Genomic DNA, 17,357 nt, shown 5'->3' with positions numbered 1-17,357 from the left:
TGTGCCGGGATATCTGCGGTTTCCCGCGATCTTCCATGACGTGATCGTCTTCGTCAGCGAAGACGACCTGTGGATGGTGCCCGCGGTGGGCGGACGTGCGTTCCGGCTCACCGCGGGCGTCGCCGCCGCGACCTATCCGCGCCTGTCGCCCGACGGTTCGCAACTGGCGTTCGTCGGGCGCGAGGAGGGGCCCGCGGAGGTCTACGTCATGCCCGCCACCGGAGGCACCGGCAGGCGGGTCACGTTCCACGGCGTGTCCTGCTCCGTCACGGGCTGGGATCCGGCCGGCGGGATCATCTACGCCAGCGACGAGGGCCAGCCGTTCCACGGCCTCCGCTGGCTGCACCGCGTCGAGCCGGGCGGCCCGCCCGAACGGCTGCCCTACGGACCCGCCAACACCATCTCGTACGGCCCGTCCGGCGGCATGGTGCTCGGCCGCAACACCGCCGACCCCGCCCGGTGGAAACGTTACCGCGGCGGCACCGCCGGTGATCTGTGGATCGACCCGGCGGGAACGGGGGAGTTCCGGCGGCTCATCGCGCTGCCCGGCAACCTGGCCTCGCCGTGCTGGACCGGTGAGCGGATCTACTTCCTGTCCGATCACGAGGGCGTCGGGAACGTCTACTCGTGCACGCCCGGCGGAGTGGACCTCCGGCGCCACACCGACCACGCGGACTACTACGCGCGCAACCTGTCCGGCGACGGCAGGCGCCTGGTCTACCACTGCCGCGCCGACCTCTACCTGCTCGATCCCGCGGAGGACGAGCCGCAGCGGCTGCACGTCCGGCTCGGCAGCTCGCGCAGCCAGCTCAACCGCAAGTTCGCCGACGCGGCGGAGTTCCTCGACAGCGCCACGCCCAGCCCCGACGGCAGCGGGATGGCGATCACCACGCGCGGCAAGGCGTTCTCGTTCGCCGGCTGGGAGGGCCCCGTCCGGCAGCACGGTGAGCTGGACGGCGTCCGCTACCGGCTGCTCACCTGGCTGAACGACCAGCGGCGGCTGGTCGCGGCGGCGAGCGACGACGGCGACCGGGAGGTGCTGGTCGTCCTGTCCACCGACGGCTCGCCCGGGACCGTACGGCTGGACGGCGCCGACACCGGGCGGGTGCTGGAGCTGGAGGTGTCACCCGGCGCCGACCGGCTCGCGGTCACCAACCACCGCAACGAGCTCCTGCTCATCGAGCTGCCCGCGGGCGGCGACGAGCCGGTGGTCACCATGGTCGAGGCCAGCCCGTACGGCCCGATCGTGGACCTGGCCTGGTCGGCCGACGGGACCTGGCTCGCGTACGCCTGCCCGGTGAGCGCGCAGACCATCGGCATCAAGGTGTGCCGGGCCGCGACCGGCGAGTCCCACAGCGCGACGCGGCCGGTGCGGCGCGACCTCCGCCCCTCCTTCGACCCCGAGGGCCGCTATCTCTATTTCATCGGTGAACGGATCTTCAATCCGGTCTACGACTCGCTCAACTTCGACCTGGGGTTCCCGCTGGGCAGCCGGCCGTACGCCATCGCCCTCCGCGCCGACGTGGGGTCCCCGTTCGTGGCCGAGCCGCGTCCCGTCGTGAAACCGGACGACGGCGACTCCAAACCGGACGACGGCAAGGACCAGCACGGCGCGGACAAAGAGGAGAACGGCGAGAAGGACGGGCCGATGGTCATCGATCTCGACGAGCTGCCGGCCCGCTTGATCCAGTTCCCGCTGCCGGAGGCGCGCTATGACCGTCTCGCGGGCATCAAGGGCAAAGTGATCTACACGACGTTCCCTGTCGAGGGTGCCCTGGAGGACGAGTACGCCGAGTCCGAGACCGGCACGCTGCACTGCTACGACTTCGACAAGCAGGAATCCACGGAGCTGGTCTCCGAGGTCACCGACTTCCGCCTGGGCCGCGACGGCAAGACCCTGCTCTACCAGTCCGGCGACCGGCTGCGCCTGATCGAGGCCGGGGAGCCGCCGCCCGAGGACAAGGAGCCGAGCCGCGAGTCCGGCTGGGTCGACCTCGGCCGGGTCAAGGTGTCGGTGTTGCCCGAGGCCGAGTGGCGGCAGATGTTCCGCGAGGCGTGGCGGCTCCAGAAGGAGCACTTCTGGTCCCAGGACATGTCGGGGCTCGACTGGGACGGCGTCTACGAGCGTTACCTGCCTCTCGTGGACCGGGTCTCCACGCGCGGCGAGTTCTCCGACCTCCTGTGGGAGCTGCTCGGCGAGCTGGGCACGTCCCACGCGTACGAGAGCGGCGGCGAATACCGCGAACGGCCGCACTACTGGCAGGGCAAGCTCGGCGTCGACTGGGTCACCGGCAACGGGCTCTACAGCATCGCGCGGATCGCCACAGGCGACGAATGGGATCCCCATGCGACCTCGCCCCTGACCCGGCCCGGCGTGGACGTCCACCCCGGCGACGTCGTGGTCGCCATCAACGGCCAGCCTCTCGGCCCCGGCGCGAGTCCCGGGCAGCGCCTGGTCAACCAAGCCGGCCAGGAGGTCCAGCTGACGGTGCTCCGCGGCACCGAGCTGCGCACGGTCGTGGTGAAGGCCCTGGCCGACGAGGTCCCGGCCCGCTATCGCGACTGGGTGAACCGCAACCGGGCCCTCGTCCACGAGCTGGCCGGTGGACGGGTCGGCTACCTGCACATACCCGACATGGGGCCGGAGGGTTTTGCCGAGTTCCACCGGGGTTTCCTGGCCGAGTTCGACCGGGAGGCGCTCATCGTCGACGTGCGGTTCAACGGCGGCGGGCACGTCTCCGCGCTCCTGCTGGAGAAGCTGTCCCGCCACCGCATCGGCTATGACTATCCGCGCTGGGGCGTGCCGACGCCCTACCCCGAGGAGTCGCCCCGCGGCCCCATCGTGGCCCTGACGAACGAGCTCGCGGGCTCTGACGGCGACATCTTCTGCCACGCGTTCAAGCTCCGGAAGCTCGGGCCCCTTGTCGGGCGCCGCACCTGGGGCGGCGTCGTGGGCATCTGGCCGCGCCACAAACTGGCCGACGGGACGATCACCACGCAGCCTGAGTTCTCGTTCGCCTTCGACGACGTGGGCTGGCGCGTGGAGAACTACGGCACCGACCCCGACATCGAGGTCGACATCACGCCGCAGGACTACGCCCGGAACGTCGACACCCAGCTGCGCAAGGCCGTCGAGGTGGCGCTCGACCAGCTCAAGGCGCATCCCGCCCACACGCCCAATCCGCAGGCCCGCCCCCGTCTGGCCATCCCCACCCTCCCACCCCGGCGCCCCTAGAGGACGTGCCCCACGGTCGCGTCCACGTGGTCGGGGACGTCCTCGTGCCGGTCGCCGACGCTCAGCGTGCCCGTCGGCTCGAACATGAGGATCGAGGCGCCGCCTGGGGCGGACGGCCGGTGCTCGACGCCGCGAGGGACGACGAAGACCGAGCCCCGGGCCAGCGTGACGGCCCGTTCACCCTGATCCTCCCGGAGTGCGATGGTCAGCTCGCCGTCAAGGACCAGGAAGAACTCGTCGGTGTCGTCATGGGCATGCCAGACGTGGTCTCCCGCGACCTTGGCGATGCGCACGTCGTAGTCGTTCACCTGGGTCACGATGCGCGGGCTCCACAGCTCTGTGAACGTGGCCAGCGCGGACTGCAGTTCGATCGGTTCGTTGCTCACGCATCAACCCTGCCCACTGGCGCGGCCGTGGTGTGAGTGCTAGGAATCGCATATGCCGCAAGGATCCTCGCACCAGGTCGTCATGATCGTTGACGCGGGCTCGAACCCGTTCGAGCTGGGTGTCGCGACCGAGCTGTTCGGCCTGCGCCGCCCGGAGCTGGACCGCCCCTGGTACGACTTCACGCTCTGCGCTCCCGGCCCGGTCGTGATGCACGCCGGGATGTTCACGATGTCCGGCGTGCCCGGCTTGGAGGCAGCGGAACGGGCTGACACGCTGATCGTGCCCAACCGGCCCGATCCCGCGAATGATCCCTCGCCTCCGGTGCTGGACGCGATCAGGGCCGCCGCCGCCCGCGGCGCCCGCCTGGTGAGCTTCTGCACCGGCGCGTTCAGCCTCGCCGCCGCCGGTGTTCTCGACGGCCGCCGCGCCACCACGCACTGGCGCTGGGCCGAGCTGTTCCGCACCCGCTTCCCCGCCGTACGGCTCGAACCGGACGTGCTCTTCGTCGATGACGGCGACGTCCTCACCGCCGCGGGCAGCGCGGCCGCGCTGGACCTCGGCCTGCACCTCATCCGCCGCGACCACGGCGCCGAGATCGCGAACGCGGTCAGCCGGCGGCTGGTGTTCGCCGTGCACCGCGACGGCGGACAGCGGCAGTTCGTCGAACGGCCCGTGCCGGATATCCCCGACACCTCGCTCGCGCCCGTTCTCGCCTGGGCGCAGGAACGCCTGGACCGGCCGCTGACCGTGACCGACCTGGCGGCCCGCGCGGCCGTCAGCCCCGCCACCCTGCACCGGCGCTTCCAGTACGAGGTCGGCACCACCCCGCTCGCCTGGCTGACGGCCGAACGCGTGGCGCTGGCGTGCAGGCTCATCGAGAACGGCGAGCTGCGACTCGACGCGGTGGCCCGTGCCAGCGGCCTCGGCACCACCGCCAACCTCCGCGTTCAGCTCCGGCGCCAGACCGGCCTGACCCCCTCCGCCTACCGCGACCGCTTCGCCCGCGCCTAGTCGCCGCAAGGCCTTGGTCGCCACAGGGCGTTCTGTCCGTGGTCGCTTCTACGGTTGTGCGCCATGAACGTTGCTGACGAGAACGTCCTGGTGCTTCCCGAGTCCTGGTGGCGAGAGTCGCACCCCAGACGCGGCGGGCGGCACGTCCCCGACATCGAGATCGACCCGGCCGTGACCGCTTCGGTACGTGACCGCGTCAAGGAGTGCCGGTACGCGATCGAAGCCGTCCTCGAACATCCGGAGACGGAGAAGGATCTGGCTGATCGGGTCCGGGCCTACCTGGACGGGGCACCCGATCCCGCCGGCGCGGCGGCCGTGGCGGTGATCGCCTTTTGGCGACGGTGGTTCTGGAAGGAGGAGGAGTACCTGGGCCTGCTGGACGCATGGGTGACCGACCACGGGGTCGCCTTTGCCGCCTGCGCCTTCGCCGAATACCGCCGCATCGAGGTCATAGAGCCGCCCAGAGAGCCGGACCGGGGCAACGTCATCGTGGTGGTGGCCTACGCGGCCGGGTCGCGCCCGGGTCCGTCCGACATCGGGATCCGCTACAGGATCGACGGCGCAGCGCCCGATCGTCGGGGCTCCCGGTGGATGCCGGAGGATTTCACCCGGCAGCTGCGAATCCTCCTTTCCCGGGCCGACGACGCGGAATACGCGGAGGCGGTCAAGGGGCTGGCGGAGTATCGCCGTTCCCCGGAAGACCAGGTGCTGATCTCCTACCTGGTGCCGGCCGAGCAGGACTGGGTCGACGAGTGCTGCGCGAACCATCACGAGTTGTCGATGCAGGAACACCTGATCAGCTCGCTGGGCTCGCCCGCCCAGGTCGACCTGATCGGTATCGAGGCGCGGCCGACCTGGATCGGGTGGAGCCCCGGCCTCATCGCCTCCCTGGTCGAGGGCGTCGGGGTGGAGGCTGTCGTGTCGCTCCTGGCCAGGGTCATGGAAGGGGAACGGCACTACGATGACTCCCCGGTCCTGGAGGCGCTGGCGTTGCTGCCCACGGACGCGGCGTTCCAGGCGCTCGCCGACCGCCTGGACGACAAGAACGTCGTGCCCGTGGTCCGCGAGGCCATGAGGCGGTTTCCCGTCCGGGCCGCGCGCTTGCTGGCACCGCTCGCCAACACGTCCGAGATCGCCACCACTCTCCTGACCCTTCATCTGCTGGGCGATCCCGGCCTGCTGCCCCGGCTCCCGGAGGAGACCCGGAACGCCCTCAAGCCGATCATCACCGCGATCACCCGTACCGAGGAGGCCGAGGCCGGCGACCTGCCCCGGCTCCTGGTCGAGCCGCCGTGGACACGCAAGCGGCCCAAGCACAAGCCGTTCGTGCTGGAGGGGCTGACCGAGCCCGGCGACTCCCGGATGCTCTGGGAGCCAGGCGAACGGGAGCGCTGGGCCAAGGCCGACCCCCGGCGCATGCGTTACTGGTCGACCGAGTACGACGGCGACTGGCAGGACCCGATCTCCAGGTGCCGCGGCGAGCACATGGGAGGCGCCGCGAAAGCAGGGCTGTTCGCCGTCGCTCCAGAGCAGCTCCTCCGGCCACTCCTCAGCCAGGCGGGGGAGTGGGACGTGGCCCAGGCCAACGTGTGGCTGCCGCCTCTCATCAGCCGGTTCGAGCTGGACGCGCTACCCCTCGCGATGAGCGTTGCCGACTCGGCTCCCGCCGCGTTCAGCGAGGTGCTGCTGCCGTTCCTGGACGCCGAGGTGGCCTGGGTGATGGCCGACTGGCTGGGCCGCCTCAAGTCGGCCGGGGATGTCGCGCGCCGCTGGTTCGAGAGGCACGGCGTGGACGCGGTGCCGCTGTTGCTCCCCGCCGCCCTCGACAGGCCGAGTGACGACCGGCGTAACGCGGAGAACGCCCTGCGCCTGCTGGCCGCCGCGCACGGTCCCGAGGCGATCATCGAAGCCGCGCGCGTGCACGGTGACGAGGCGGCAGGTGCGATCGGCTCAATGCTCGCAACCGATCCCCTCGAGCTGCTGCCGTCCCGCCCGCCCACGATCGGCGCCTGGGCCGACCCCGGTCTGCTCCCGCCCATCCACCTGCGAGGTCGCGAGCGCGTCCTTCCCGACACCGCCACCCGGCATGTGCTCGAGATGCTCGCGATGTCCAAGCCCGGCAGGGTGTACGCCGGTCTGGACACCGTCCGCGAGATGTGCGCTCCCCAGTCCCTCGCACAATTCGGCTGGGCCGTGTTCCAGCGATGGCAGCTCGAAGGCGCACCGTCCAAGGACAACTGGGCACTGCACCAGCTCGGCTGGCTCGGCGACGACGACACCGTCCGCAGGCTCGCGCCGCTCATCCGGGCCTGGCCCAGGGAGAATCTGAGCGCCCGCGCCGTGGCGGGCCTGGACATCCTCGCCGCGATCGGCTCCGACGTCGCCCTTCTCCACCTGTACGGGATCTCGCAGCGCATGAAGTTCAAGGCGCTCAAAGCACGTGCCCAGGAACGGATCCAGGAGGTCGCCGCCGCCCTCGGCCTCAGCGGCGACCAGTTGGCCGACCGCGCCGTCCCCGACTTCGGCCTCGACGCCGATGGCAGCATGACGCTCGACTACGGTCCCCGCACGTTCACGGTCGGCTTCGATGAGCAGCTCAAGCCGTACGTGATCGAGGAGAACGGCAAGCACCGCAAGGATCTGCCCAAGCCCGCCGCCACCGACGACGCCACGGTCGCGCCCGAGACCAAGAAGCGTTTCACCGCCCTGCGCAAAGAAGTGAAGGCGATAGCCGAAGGCCAGATCCGCCAGCTCGAACAGGCCATGGTCACCCACCGCCATTGGTCCCTGGAGGAGTTCCGGACGTATCTCGTCGGCCACCCTTTGATGTGGCACATCACCCGCCGTCTTGTCTGGCTGGCCGACGGCACCCCGTTCCGCCTGGCCGAGGACCGCACCTTCGCCGACGTGGACGACACCACCTTCGAACCTCCCGAAACCGCTCGCATCACGGTCGCTCACCCCCTCCACCTCGGAGAGGACCTCGGCACCTGGTCAGAGCTGTTCGCCGACTACGAGATCCTCCAGCCGTTCCCCCAGCTGGGCCGCCCGACCTTCGCCCTGACCCCAGAGGAACGCGACAGCGGTCTCCTGAAGCGGTTCGAGGGAGCCACGGCTCCGTACGGCAAGGCGAAGGGCTTGTCGGAAGGCCGATGGAGCGCCGACAACGAGGCGAGCGACGGCGACTGGATCGCTCGCAGGGCCGCCGACCACTACGTCGTCGTCGAACTGTGGCCGGGCTTGAGATACGGGCGCGCGGGCGAGTACCCCGACCAGAGCATCAGGACCGTGTGGCTGGCCGACCGACCCCGCCACTACGAGCCGGGCGGGGAGGGCCCTCGCCGCTTCGGCGACCTCGACCCGGCCACCGTCTCCGAGATCCTCTACGACCTCACACGCCTCACGGAAGCCCCTCCGGGTAGCTGATCGCGGGCGCATGGCAGGGTGGACGTGAGGAGAGGAGAGACATGGTCGGCAATCTGGAATGGATCCCGGCGGAGGAGGGGCGTGCCCTGCTCGCCACGCCGGTGGCGGCGGCCGTCGGGGCCGAGATGAAGGTCGCCGCGATCGATCCCGAGCTGGCCGACACCGCCGCGTTCTGCGAACGCTATGAGGTGCCGCTGGAGAGCAGCGCCAACTGCGTGGTCGTGGCGGCCAAGCGCGGCGGCGAGGTGACCTACGCCGCCTGCATGGTGCTCGCCACCGACCGCGCCGACGTGAACGGCGTCGTCCGCAAGCACCTGGGCGCCCGCAAGGTCTCGTTCGCGCCCATGGACGAGGCGACGTCGCTGACCGGCATGGAATACGGCGGCATCACACCCGTGGGGCTCCCAGAAGGCTGGCCGATCCTGGTGGACGAGGCCGTGGTGGCGGCGGGCGACGTCGTCATCGGCAGCGGCCTGCGCAGGTCCAAGGTCCTCCTGCCCGGCAAGAGCCTGGCAGATCTCTCCGGAGCCGAGGTCATATCCCTGGCCCAGAAGTAGTGGCCCAGAAATGAGCCTGGACAGCGCGCTGACCGGACCTGGCTTCCGGCCTCTTCCCGAACGCGCTGCGGTGTTGCTGGAACAGCTCGGCGCCCCGCCGCGGTTGGGTGCCCATCTGCGCGCCGTGCACGATGTGGCCTGCGAGATCGTCACCTGGCTGGGGGAGCGGTACCCGTCGGTGGTGGTCGATGGTGAGGCCGTGCTCTTCGGCGCCGCCACCCATGACATCGGGAAGGTCCGGCATCCAGCGGAGCTCTCCGGGCCGGGCGCCGAGCACGAGCCGGTCGGGTACGCCCTGCTGCGCGACCTCGGTGTGGAGGAACGGCTCGCGCGTTTCGCCCGCACGCACGCCGCCTGGGACGGGCCGGGGATCGAGATCGAAGACCTGCTCGTCACGCTGGCCGACAAGGTCTGGAAGGCCAAGCGAGTCCCCGAGCTCGAACAGCTCGTCGTCGACCGGCTCGCGGCGGCGTCCGGGGAGCCGGCCTGGGAGGCGTTCATCAAGCTGGACGACCTGCTGGACCGGATCGCCGCGGGTGCGGAGGAGCGGCTGGCGTTCCAGACGGCCCACGACGTGTGACAGCCGGGGCGTGGCCCCGGCTGCCGGTCGGTGGTGTCGATCGCACGTCGATGGTGGTTGCGGCTTGCTCAGACGGTGTTGCGGATGTGCACGACCAGGGCCCAGATGAGGCAGCCGAACGCGCCCATGGAGGTGAGGGTCCGGACGTTGTTCCACGTGTTCCATTTCGCTTCGAACGCGTCGCGCACGGCCGCGAGGTCGGTGATGCGGGCGGGGTCGCCCGCCGCGTTCAGCTTGTCGTTGAGCGGCACGTTGACGCCCATGGTGATGATGAACATCGCCGCGTACAGGACGGTGGCCGCGATGATCCAGGGCAGGGCCGGCCGGGCTTCGCCGCCCAGGTGCAGGATCGTGGCGGCGATGGTGAGCAGCAGGGCCCCCGTGAAGCACAGCAGGAACAAGGGATTCAGGACGACCTTGTTGATGTGCTGCATCGTCGTGACGAACATCCTGTCGTCGGTGCGGCCCAGGCTGGGCATCACGTTGTTGGTGTACGTGGCGAAGAAGCCGGCTATGAGACCCGTGGTGAACGTCGAGAGGACCAGGACGACGAGCGAGATGGTCTTCATGCCGGGCCTCCGTTCCAGATGCCGGTGGCGGCCGTCTCCTTGACGTAGTCGGCGAAGTCGCGCGGCTCGCGGCCGAGGGCACGCTGGACGCCGTCGGCGGTGCTCGCGTTGGCACCGGTCAGCACCGTGGTGAACAGGTAGACCAGGAAGTCGGTGAGCTCCTGGGGGACGCCCTCGGCGGCCAGCGCCTTGGCGAAGTCGTCGGGGGTCACCGGGACGAAGCGGATGGGGCGGCCGGTCGCCGCGGCGATCTCGGCGACGGCCTCGGCGAGGGTGAGCGCGCGGGGGCCGGTCAGCTCGTAGATCTCGCCGTTGTGGCCGTCCTCGGTGAGCGCGGCCACGGCGACGTCGGCGATGTCCTCGACGTCGACGAAGGGCTCCGGCACGTCGCCGGACGGGAGGGCCACCTCACCCGCGAGGACGGATTCGAGGAAGAAGTTCTCGCTGAAGTTCTGTGCGAACCAGGCACACCGCACGACCGTCCACTGGACGCCCGCGGCGGCCACGATCCGTTCACAGGCCTGGGCCTCCTCTTCGCCCCGGCCGGAGAGCAGGACCAGGCGGCGCACGCCCGACGCGACCGCCAGCCGCGTCAGCTCGCCGACCGCCTGGGTCGCGCCCGGCACGGCCAGGTCCGGGTAGTAGGAGATGTAGACCGCGTCGACGCCCTGCATGGCCGGGGCCCACGTCGAGCTGTCCGCCCAGTCGAACGGAGGGTCGGACGAGCGGGAGCCCGCCCGGACGTCGAGGCCGCGGGCCGTGAGCCGGTCGATGATGCGCCGGCCGGTCTTGCCCGTGCCGCCGAGGACGAGGATGGTGCTCATGGTGATCTCGCTTTCCGGTGGGGAGGTGGGGATGTCGACTCGGATGTCGTCGAGGAAGCTGCGCACGCCCCGGATGCGGCCGTCGCCGGTGAACGTGGCGACGTCCGTTCCGGCGACGATCACGCGGCCACCGCCGGGGACACCGTCCGGGACGCCGAGACGCCAGGCGAAGCGGGCGGCGTCGTGATGGACGTCCACACGGCCGTCCAGCGCGAAGACCAGACCGGGGAAGCGTGCCTGCGCCGCCGCCATGGCCGCCGCGACGGCGTCCCTGCCGCGCGCGATGCCCAGCGGGTCGGCGTAGGTGCCGTCCTCGGTCCAGAGTTCGGCGATCGCGGCCTCGCGCGCCGCCGGATCCTGCTCGTTGCGAGTCGCCACGTACCGGGCGATGAGCCGGTGATGGTCGCGCATCGGGAGCCTCCCGCCTTCGACGATCTGATGTCCGGAACGCTACGTACGATGGCTTTCTCGGGAATCAGTCACCGCATAAGGAATTGCGGCTCGGCACCGGCCGCGGTGTAGGTAGGAGGCGACTGTGCTGTACGGCAGGACCACCGAGCAGCAGGTCGTCGGCGACCTTCTCGACGGCGCCCGGAACGGCGTCAGCGGAGTGCTGGTCGTCCGCGGCGAGCCGGGGATCGGCAAGTCGGCGCTCCTCGACGCCACCGCCGAGCTCGCGGGGGGCATGCGGGTGCTCCGCGGCCTCGGCATCGAGTCCGAGGCGCAACTTCCGTTCGCCGGACTGCATCTGATTCTGAGACCGGCGCTGCACAAGCTGGCACGGCTGCCGGAGCCGCAGCAACGCGCGCTCGAAGGCGCCTTCGGGCTGGGCCCGGCCGTGCCCGCCGACCGCATGCTCGTCGGCCTGGCCGTGCTGACCCTGCTGGCCGAGCTCGCCGACGAGACCCCGCTGCTCTGCCTGGTCGACGACGCGCAGTGGCTGGACCGGCCGTCGGCCGAGGCGCTGCTGTTCGCCGCCCGGCGGCTGGGGGCCGAGCCCGTCGCGGTGATCTTCGCGGTACGGGAGGGCGAGACGCCGTTCCCCGCACCGGGCCTGCCGGAGTTGCGGCTGTCCGGTCTCGGCCCGGCCGACGCCGCCGCGCTCGTCGACGGCCAGGCCGCACGGCTGTCACCGGAGGTCCGCTACCGGGTGCTCGCCGAGGCCGGGGGCAACCCGCTCGCGCTGATCGAGCTCCCGGCGGCGCTCACGGCAAGTGAGAGCGGCCTGTCCTTAGGCAGCGGCTTGTCGTTGAACGGCGGCCTGTCCATGGACGGCGGCGTGTCCGGTGAGAACGGCTTGCCCGTGGAAACCGGCCTGCCGCCCGGCGCGTCGCTGCCGCTGACCAGCCGGCTCCAGGCCGCGTTCCACGGCCAGGTCGCACGCCTGCCCGCGGCGACGCGGGCGCTGCTGCTCGTGGCCGCCGCCGACGGCACCGGCGAGCTCGCCGTGGTCCTGGCCGCCGCGAAGTCCGCCGCGAAGTCCGCCGCGAAGTCCGCCGCGAAGTCCGCCTCGACGTCTGCTCCGGTCGCCGAGCTCCACGACCTGCCGCCCGCGCTGGACGCGGGCCTGGTCCGCCTCGACGAGGTCGGCCGCCGGTTGTCGTTCCGCCACCCCCTCGTCAGGGCGGCCGTCTACCAGGGCGCCCCGCTGGACCGCCGCATCGCCGTCCACCGGGCCCTCGCCGACGCCCTGACCGGGACGGACCAGGCAGACCGGCGCGCCTGGCATCTGGCCACCGCCGCCACCGGGCCCGACGAGCACGCGGCCGCCGAGCTGGCCCGCGCCGCCGCCCAGGCCGCGCAACGCAACGGGCACTCCGCGGCGGCCGCCGCCTACGAACGGGCGGCCGGGCTGACCGCCGACCGTGCCGAGCGGGGGCGGCTGCTCACCCAGGCGGCCGAGTCCGCCATCGAGGCCGGCGAGCTCCGCAGCGCCCGTTCCCTCGCCGAACGCGCACAGCCGCAGGTGAACGATCCGCTGATCGCCGCCCGGCTGGTGCTGGTGCTGGCGGCGGCCCACTCCGGTGAGGGCGCGCTGCGCGCCTCCCACGAACTGCTGCTCGCCGAGGTCGCCAGGATCAGGAAGGACGATCCGCACGCCGCCATCACGTTGTTGATGGAGGCGTTCGGCAACGTGTGGTTCGGCGGAGATCGCGACATGGCCGTCCAGACCGCCGCGCAGCTCGACGAGATCAAGCTGGACCCGGGCGACCGCCTCACGCCGGTACGCGAGCTTCAGGACTGGATCGTCTCACTGGTCATCGGGCGCGCCACGGACCGGCTGCCGCCGATGGCCGGCGTGGTCGCCGCGGCGCGCGAGATCTACGCCGGTCATACCCGCACCCTCATGGAGATCGCCGGGCTGGAGCTGGTGGCCGGCCGGGACGCCGAGGCCTGCGCACTGGCGGCCGAGATCACCGCCGAGGCCCGCGCGAAGGGGTACGTCGGGACGCTGCCGGCGGCGCTGTATCACGTGGCCGCCGCCCAGACCAACCTCGGCCGCTACCGCGACGCGCTGGCCAGCGCAGCCGAAGCCGACGACATCGGGCGCGACACCGGCCAGTGGCGATGGTCCAGTCTCGCGAACGGCGTCATGGCCTTCCTCGCCGCCGTGAAGGGGGACGAGCAGCGCTGTCGCGACCTGGCGGCGCGGACCCGGACGGAGGCCGCGGGCCGGATCTTCTCGCCGGGGGCCTCCCGCGCCGAGTGGGCGCTCGCCCTGCTCGACCTCGGCGGTGGCCGGGCCGAGGCGACACTGAAGCGGCTCGAAGACCTCGGCCGGGGCGGCGGGCGCCATCAGCTGGCCAGCGAGCGCAGCGTTCCCGATCTGGTCGAGGCGGCCGTCCGGATCGGTGAACCCGCCCGCGCCGCCGAGCCGTTCACCCGGTTCGAGGCCGCGGCCCGGCGGATCGGCCGCCCTCCGATCGACGCGCTCGCCGAACGCTGCCGGGCGCTGCTGTCGCCCGACGACCGGGCCGACGAGCACTTCACCGCCGCCCTGCGCTCGCACGAGCAGGACAGCCGGCCGTTCGAGCACGCGCGCACGGAGCTTCTCTACGGGGAGTGGCTGCGCCGGGCCCGCCGCAAGTCGGAGGCGCGCGAGCACCTGCGGGCCGCGCTGGAGACGTTCGACCGCATCGACGCGCGGCCCTGGGCCGAACGCGCCAACAGCGAGCTGGACGCGACCGGCCTGGCGGTCAAGCACCGCCAGGCCCCCGGCCCGCTCTCCCGGCTGACGCCGCAGGAGCTGCAGATCGTCCGGCTGGCCGCGCAGGGGCTGTCCAACCGCGACATCGCCGCCCAGCTCTTCCTCAGCCCGCGTACGGTCGGACACCACCTCTACAAGGCCTACCCGAAGCTAGGAGTCGCCTCCAGGGGCGAGCTGGCGGCGCTCCCGCTGAACGACTGAGCCGGAGGCGCGCTCACGAGGACCCGCATGCGCACTCACCGGGACACGCGCACTCACCGGGATTCGCACCTCACCGGGATTCGCTGTAGAGCATCCCCTCGGGCATGCCCTCCACGTCGATCTCCAGCCAGATCGGCCGCCAGTCCTTCAGCTCGTGGAACCGGCGCAGCTCGGCGACGCCCGACATCCAGCCGAGCCAGGAGCCGTAGTCCGGCCGGCCATCGTCGAAGCCGCTCTGCACGAACGTGAGCCGGGTCTTGCCCTCGGAGTCCTCGAGCTCCCAGGAGGACACCATGTCCGGGCCCCACTGGATGGTGCATTTGCGGTCAGGTTCGATCTCGAGGATGCGCGCCTCCGGGTCGGGATCGAGCTCGAACCCGCCCATGGCCACGCGTCCGCCGACGTGCGGCTCGATGTCGATGTTGGCGCCGAACCAGCGGCGGAACTTGCTGGCGTCGATGAGCGAGTCGTACACCGCGCTGCGCGGCGCGTCGATGACGACTTGCTCGCGCATCTCCGGCATGGTGAAGTCGCACCTCATGGTGATCTCGCGGCCCTCGAGGTGGTCGACCAGGTTGGCGATGTACATCGCCCAGTAGGTGTGCATCACGTGCCGGCTGCCGTGGCCCGCGATCGACTCCTGCAGGGTGGGCAGGTCGGTCTGGGAGAGCGTGATGATGGACGACCCGGGGCCCTCGTCCTCGATGGAGAACTCGACGGTGGTGTCCTGGCCGTCGAGCGTCCACGTGTAGCGCAACGTCCGCTCGTCGACGTGGAGGAGGCGCTGGCGCGGGACGTCGCCCTCGGGTGTGTAGCGGCCCCAGAACTCGTACCGGGTGGGCAGCTCGACCTCTGCCTTCTCGGCCAGCCATATGCGCATCGCGGCCGCGTCGGTAAGCGCCTGGTGGACGTCCTTGCCCGGCGCTTCGACCCGCGCGCGGAGCCTCATCGGAGTGGTCATGGTCGTTCTCCCTTCGGGTAGCAGGCGACGGCGAGTTTGAAGGCGTCGCCCTCCGCGCCGCCGTATCGGGTGAAGAGGTCCTGAAGCGTGCCGCGGAGGTCGTCCAGGAACTCCTGGCGGCGCTCCACCGGGACGCGGATCTCGCCGGAGACGCCGATGGAGGGCAGCTCGGGCGCGGTCCGGTCGAGCGTCGCGACATCGGACTGGACCTCTTCCATGAGGTCCAGCAGGTAGCCGAGGCTCATCTCGTCCTGCTTCCTCCGCAGGCCGCCGCCGATCCGGCCCACCAAGCGGGGAGACAGCCAGTACGAGCGGGCGCTCGCCTGGTAGACGCCCTCGTGGATGCCGCGGACCTTGCGCTCGGCGACCTGGGTGACCAGGCCTGCCTCCACCAAGCGTTTCACGTGGTAGTAGACCCGCTGCTGGGTCTGGTCGAGCCGCTGTGCGACCTCCGTGCACGAGCGCGGCTCGGCGAGCTGCCGCAGCACCTCGATGCGCTGCGGCTTGAGCAGGGTCTCGGCCTGCTCGATCTGATCCAGATACAGGACGTCTCTCATTGCACAAATCAGTTTTTATGTAAAAGGAGATTTTGTCAATGAGCCCGGAAGAAGTCAGGTGAAGGGGGCGGCCCTCACTGTCATGCAGCGCTACCTTATTTGGAACTTATGACTTCAAAATCAGGAAGTAGCGGTCTAGAGTTCAGGGAGTTCGGTGATCACTTCGGAGGGGACATGACAGGACTGCGGATCGGCTACCTTCTGCCGACGCGCGACCGGGCCGTGCTGGGCGACCACGAGGTGACGCCGCTGATCCGGCAGGCGCAGCGCGCGGAGGAACTGGGCCTGGACTCGGTCTGGGCGGGCGACAGCCCGGTGACCCGCCCGCGCGCCGACGCGCTGATGCTGCTGAGCGCCGTGGCGGCCGGCACCGAACGGGTGACGCTCGGCACCGCCGTGCTCCTGGGGGCGCTGCGCCACCCGATCCCGCTCGCCCAGCAGCTCGCCACGCTGGACCGGATCTCGGAAGGGCGGCTGGTCGCCGGGATGGGCGGCGGCTTCCCGAATCCGGCGACCGAGGGTCAGTTCGCGGCGCTGGGCATCGGGTTCAGATCACGGATCAGCCGGCTGGAGGAGGCGATCGTGGCGATGCGGCTGCTGTGGAGCGAGAAGGCCGTGTCGTACGAGGGCAGGCACTTCGCGTTCGAGGACGTGACACTGGCGCCCAGCCCTGCGCGGCCGGGTGGGCCGCCGATCTGGCTTGCGGGGTCCGGGGAGTCCGCCCTGCGGCGGGTGGCGCGGCTGGCGGACGGCTGGCTTCCCTACCCGCCTGAGCCGCAGACCTATGGGCGCGAGTGGGCCGCCGTGCAGGGTGAGTGGACCGCCGTGCAGGGTGACGCGGAGCGTTCAGTCACACCCGGGCTGTACGCGACGCTGTGCCTCGACGACGAACCCGAACGGGCACGGCGGAGGCTGCGGACGAGCATCGAGCGCTATTACAACGCTCCGCTGGAGTACATCGAGTCGATCCAGGCGATGTTCGCCGGGACGCCCGATGACGCCGCGGCCTGGCTCACGCGTTATGCGCAGGCCGGCGCCCGGCACGTGGTGATCCGCCTTGCCGTCGACGACCACACCGCCGCTCTCGAAGAGTTCGCAGACCGGGTCCTGCCCCTCGTACGCACAGGAGACCTTTCATGACCACGTTCGTTCTCGTCCATGGCGCCTGGCATGGCCCGTGGACCTGGGATCGCGTCGTTCCGCTGCTCGAACGCGAGGGGGCGAAGACGATCGCGCCGGACCTCACGCATGCCGCGGACGCCGGTCTGCGCACGCACGTCGACGAGGTCGTCTCGGTGCTCGACGCGGCCGGCGACGTGGTGCTGGCCGGACACAGCTACGGGGCCCTGGTGGCCCGGGAGGCCGCCGACCTCAGGCCCGGCCGTGTGAAGCACATCGTGATGATCGAGGGGTGGGCCGGAGCGGACGGGATGAGCCTCTTCGACCTTGCGCCGGAGGGGTTCGTGGAGGCGATCCGGTCGTGGGCCGGGCCTGACGGCGAGATCCCCGCTCCGGCTCCGGAACGCTTCGGGATCACCGACCCCGAGGACGCACGGTGGCTCGCCGAGCGGCTCCGTCCCCAGTTCCTGCGGACGTTCACCGAGGCCACACGGCTCAGCGGAGCCGTGGGCACGATCCCGGGCACCGGGATCTTCTGCCGCCCGCAGGTGCTGCCGTTCGAGCGGATGGCCGTGTCCCTCGGCTACCGTGCGATCGGCCTGGACGCCCCGCACGACGTGCCGCTGACCGATCCCCGGCCCGTCGCCGACGGTCTGCTGGAGGCCGCGGGATGAGTCTTTCGGTCATTCAGGAACCGGAAGTCCGCAGATTAGAATGAAGAA

Annotated in this window: 13 protein-coding genes; 8 read left to right on the top strand and 5 right to left on the bottom strand. The window is 71.0% G+C overall.

The genetic code is table 11. The features are described 5' to 3' along the window. Position 1: 1 nt before the first annotated feature. Complete coding sequence (locus F8566_RS47285) at positions 2 to 3,235, top strand: S41 family peptidase (protein WP_151570632.1); 3,234 nt, start codon at positions 2 to 4, stop codon at positions 3,233 to 3,235. Here the strand turns inward: F8566_RS47285 and F8566_RS47280 are convergent. Beyond that, entirely contained in the window at positions 3,232 to 3,621 is a 390-nt protein-coding gene (locus F8566_RS47280) for a cupin domain-containing protein (protein ID WP_151570630.1), read from the bottom strand. The genes F8566_RS47285 and F8566_RS47280 overlap by 4 nt on opposite strands. Positions 3,622 to 3,703: 82 nt before the next feature. Here F8566_RS47280 and F8566_RS47275 point away from each other — a divergent pair, with 82 nt between their 5' ends. The 4 genes from F8566_RS47275 to F8566_RS47260 all read left to right on the top strand — a co-directional run bounded on the left by F8566_RS47275 (position 3,704) and on the right by F8566_RS47260 (position 9,196). Beyond that, positions 3,704 to 4,633 carry a helix-turn-helix domain-containing protein gene (locus F8566_RS47275; protein ID WP_225994184.1) on the top strand — a complete coding sequence of 310 codons (930 nt, stop codon included), beginning with the start codon at positions 3,704 to 3,706 and terminating at the stop codon, positions 4,631 to 4,633. A 63-nt stretch (positions 4,634 to 4,696) separates the two neighbouring features. Further along, on the top strand, positions 4,697 to 8,059 hold the full coding sequence (locus tag F8566_RS47270) for a DUF4132 domain-containing protein (protein ID WP_151570626.1): 3,363 nt from the start codon (positions 4,697 to 4,699) through the stop codon (positions 8,057 to 8,059). A 41-nt stretch (positions 8,060 to 8,100) separates the two neighbouring features. After that, positions 8,101 to 8,616, top strand: coding sequence for a YbaK/EbsC family protein (locus F8566_RS47265; protein WP_151570624.1), 516 nt, complete (start codon positions 8,101 to 8,103; stop codon positions 8,614 to 8,616). Between the two features lie 10 nt (positions 8,617 to 8,626). Beyond that, entirely contained in the window at positions 8,627 to 9,196 is a 570-nt protein-coding gene (locus tag F8566_RS47260; protein WP_151570622.1) for an HD domain-containing protein, read from the top strand. 68 nt (positions 9,197 to 9,264) lie between these two features. Here the strand turns inward: F8566_RS47260 and F8566_RS47255 are convergent, their stop codons facing one another. Both F8566_RS47255 and F8566_RS47250 read right to left on the bottom strand, forming a co-directional pair. After that, positions 9,265 to 9,765, bottom strand: coding sequence for an anthrone oxygenase family protein (locus F8566_RS47255; RefSeq protein WP_151570620.1), 501 nt, complete (start codon positions 9,763 to 9,765; stop codon positions 9,265 to 9,267). Further along, the gene (locus F8566_RS47250; protein ID WP_151570618.1) at positions 9,762 to 11,000 is read right to left on the bottom strand and encodes an NAD(P)H-binding protein; all 1,239 of its coding nucleotides are present in this window, start codon (positions 10,998 to 11,000) and stop codon (positions 9,762 to 9,764) included. The genes F8566_RS47255 and F8566_RS47250 overlap by 4 nt, the downstream gene beginning before the upstream one ends. 124 nt (positions 11,001 to 11,124) lie before the next feature. Between F8566_RS47250 and F8566_RS52530 the strand changes: the two genes are divergently transcribed. Beyond that, positions 11,125 to 13,998, top strand: a complete 2,874-nt coding sequence (locus F8566_RS52530) for an ATP-binding protein (protein WP_151570616.1) — start codon at positions 11,125 to 11,127, stop codon at positions 13,996 to 13,998. Positions 13,999 to 14,068: 70 nt separating this feature from the next. Here F8566_RS52530 and F8566_RS47240 read toward each other — a convergent pair whose 3' ends face one another. Together F8566_RS47240 and F8566_RS47235 are read right to left on the bottom strand one after the other, a co-directional pair. Further along, entirely contained in the window at positions 14,069 to 14,959 is an 891-nt protein-coding gene (locus tag F8566_RS47240; protein ID WP_151570614.1) for an SRPBCC family protein, read from the bottom strand. Next, the gene (locus tag F8566_RS47235; protein WP_151570612.1) at positions 14,956 to 15,516 is read right to left on the bottom strand and encodes a transcriptional regulator; all 561 of its coding nucleotides are present in this window, start codon (positions 15,514 to 15,516) and stop codon (positions 14,956 to 14,958) included. Before F8566_RS47235 ends, F8566_RS47240 begins: the two co-directional genes overlap by 4 nt. 174 nt (positions 15,517 to 15,690) lie before the next feature. On the opposite strand from F8566_RS47235, the gene F8566_RS47230 reads away from it, so the two are divergent. Both F8566_RS47230 and F8566_RS47225 read left to right on the top strand, forming a co-directional pair. Next, positions 15,691 to 16,656: an LLM class flavin-dependent oxidoreductase gene (locus tag F8566_RS47230; protein ID WP_151570610.1), complete on the top strand. Its 966-nt coding sequence runs from the start codon at positions 15,691 to 15,693 to the stop codon at positions 16,654 to 16,656. Next, positions 16,653 to 17,309 carry an alpha/beta fold hydrolase gene (locus tag F8566_RS47225; protein ID WP_151570608.1) on the top strand — a complete coding sequence of 219 codons (657 nt, stop codon included), beginning with the start codon at positions 16,653 to 16,655 and terminating at the stop codon, positions 17,307 to 17,309. Before F8566_RS47230 ends, F8566_RS47225 begins: the two co-directional genes overlap by 4 nt. Positions 17,310 to 17,357: the final 48 nt, after the last annotated feature.

Origin of the sequence: Actinomadura rudentiformis, assembly GCF_008923185.1 — a bacterium.
Taxonomy (GTDB): Bacteria; Actinomycetota; Actinomycetes; order Streptosporangiales; family Streptosporangiaceae; genus Spirillospora; species Spirillospora rudentiformis.
The sequence above is the reverse complement of the archived record's forward strand: the minus strand, read 5'-3'. Positions and strand labels throughout refer to the sequence as shown.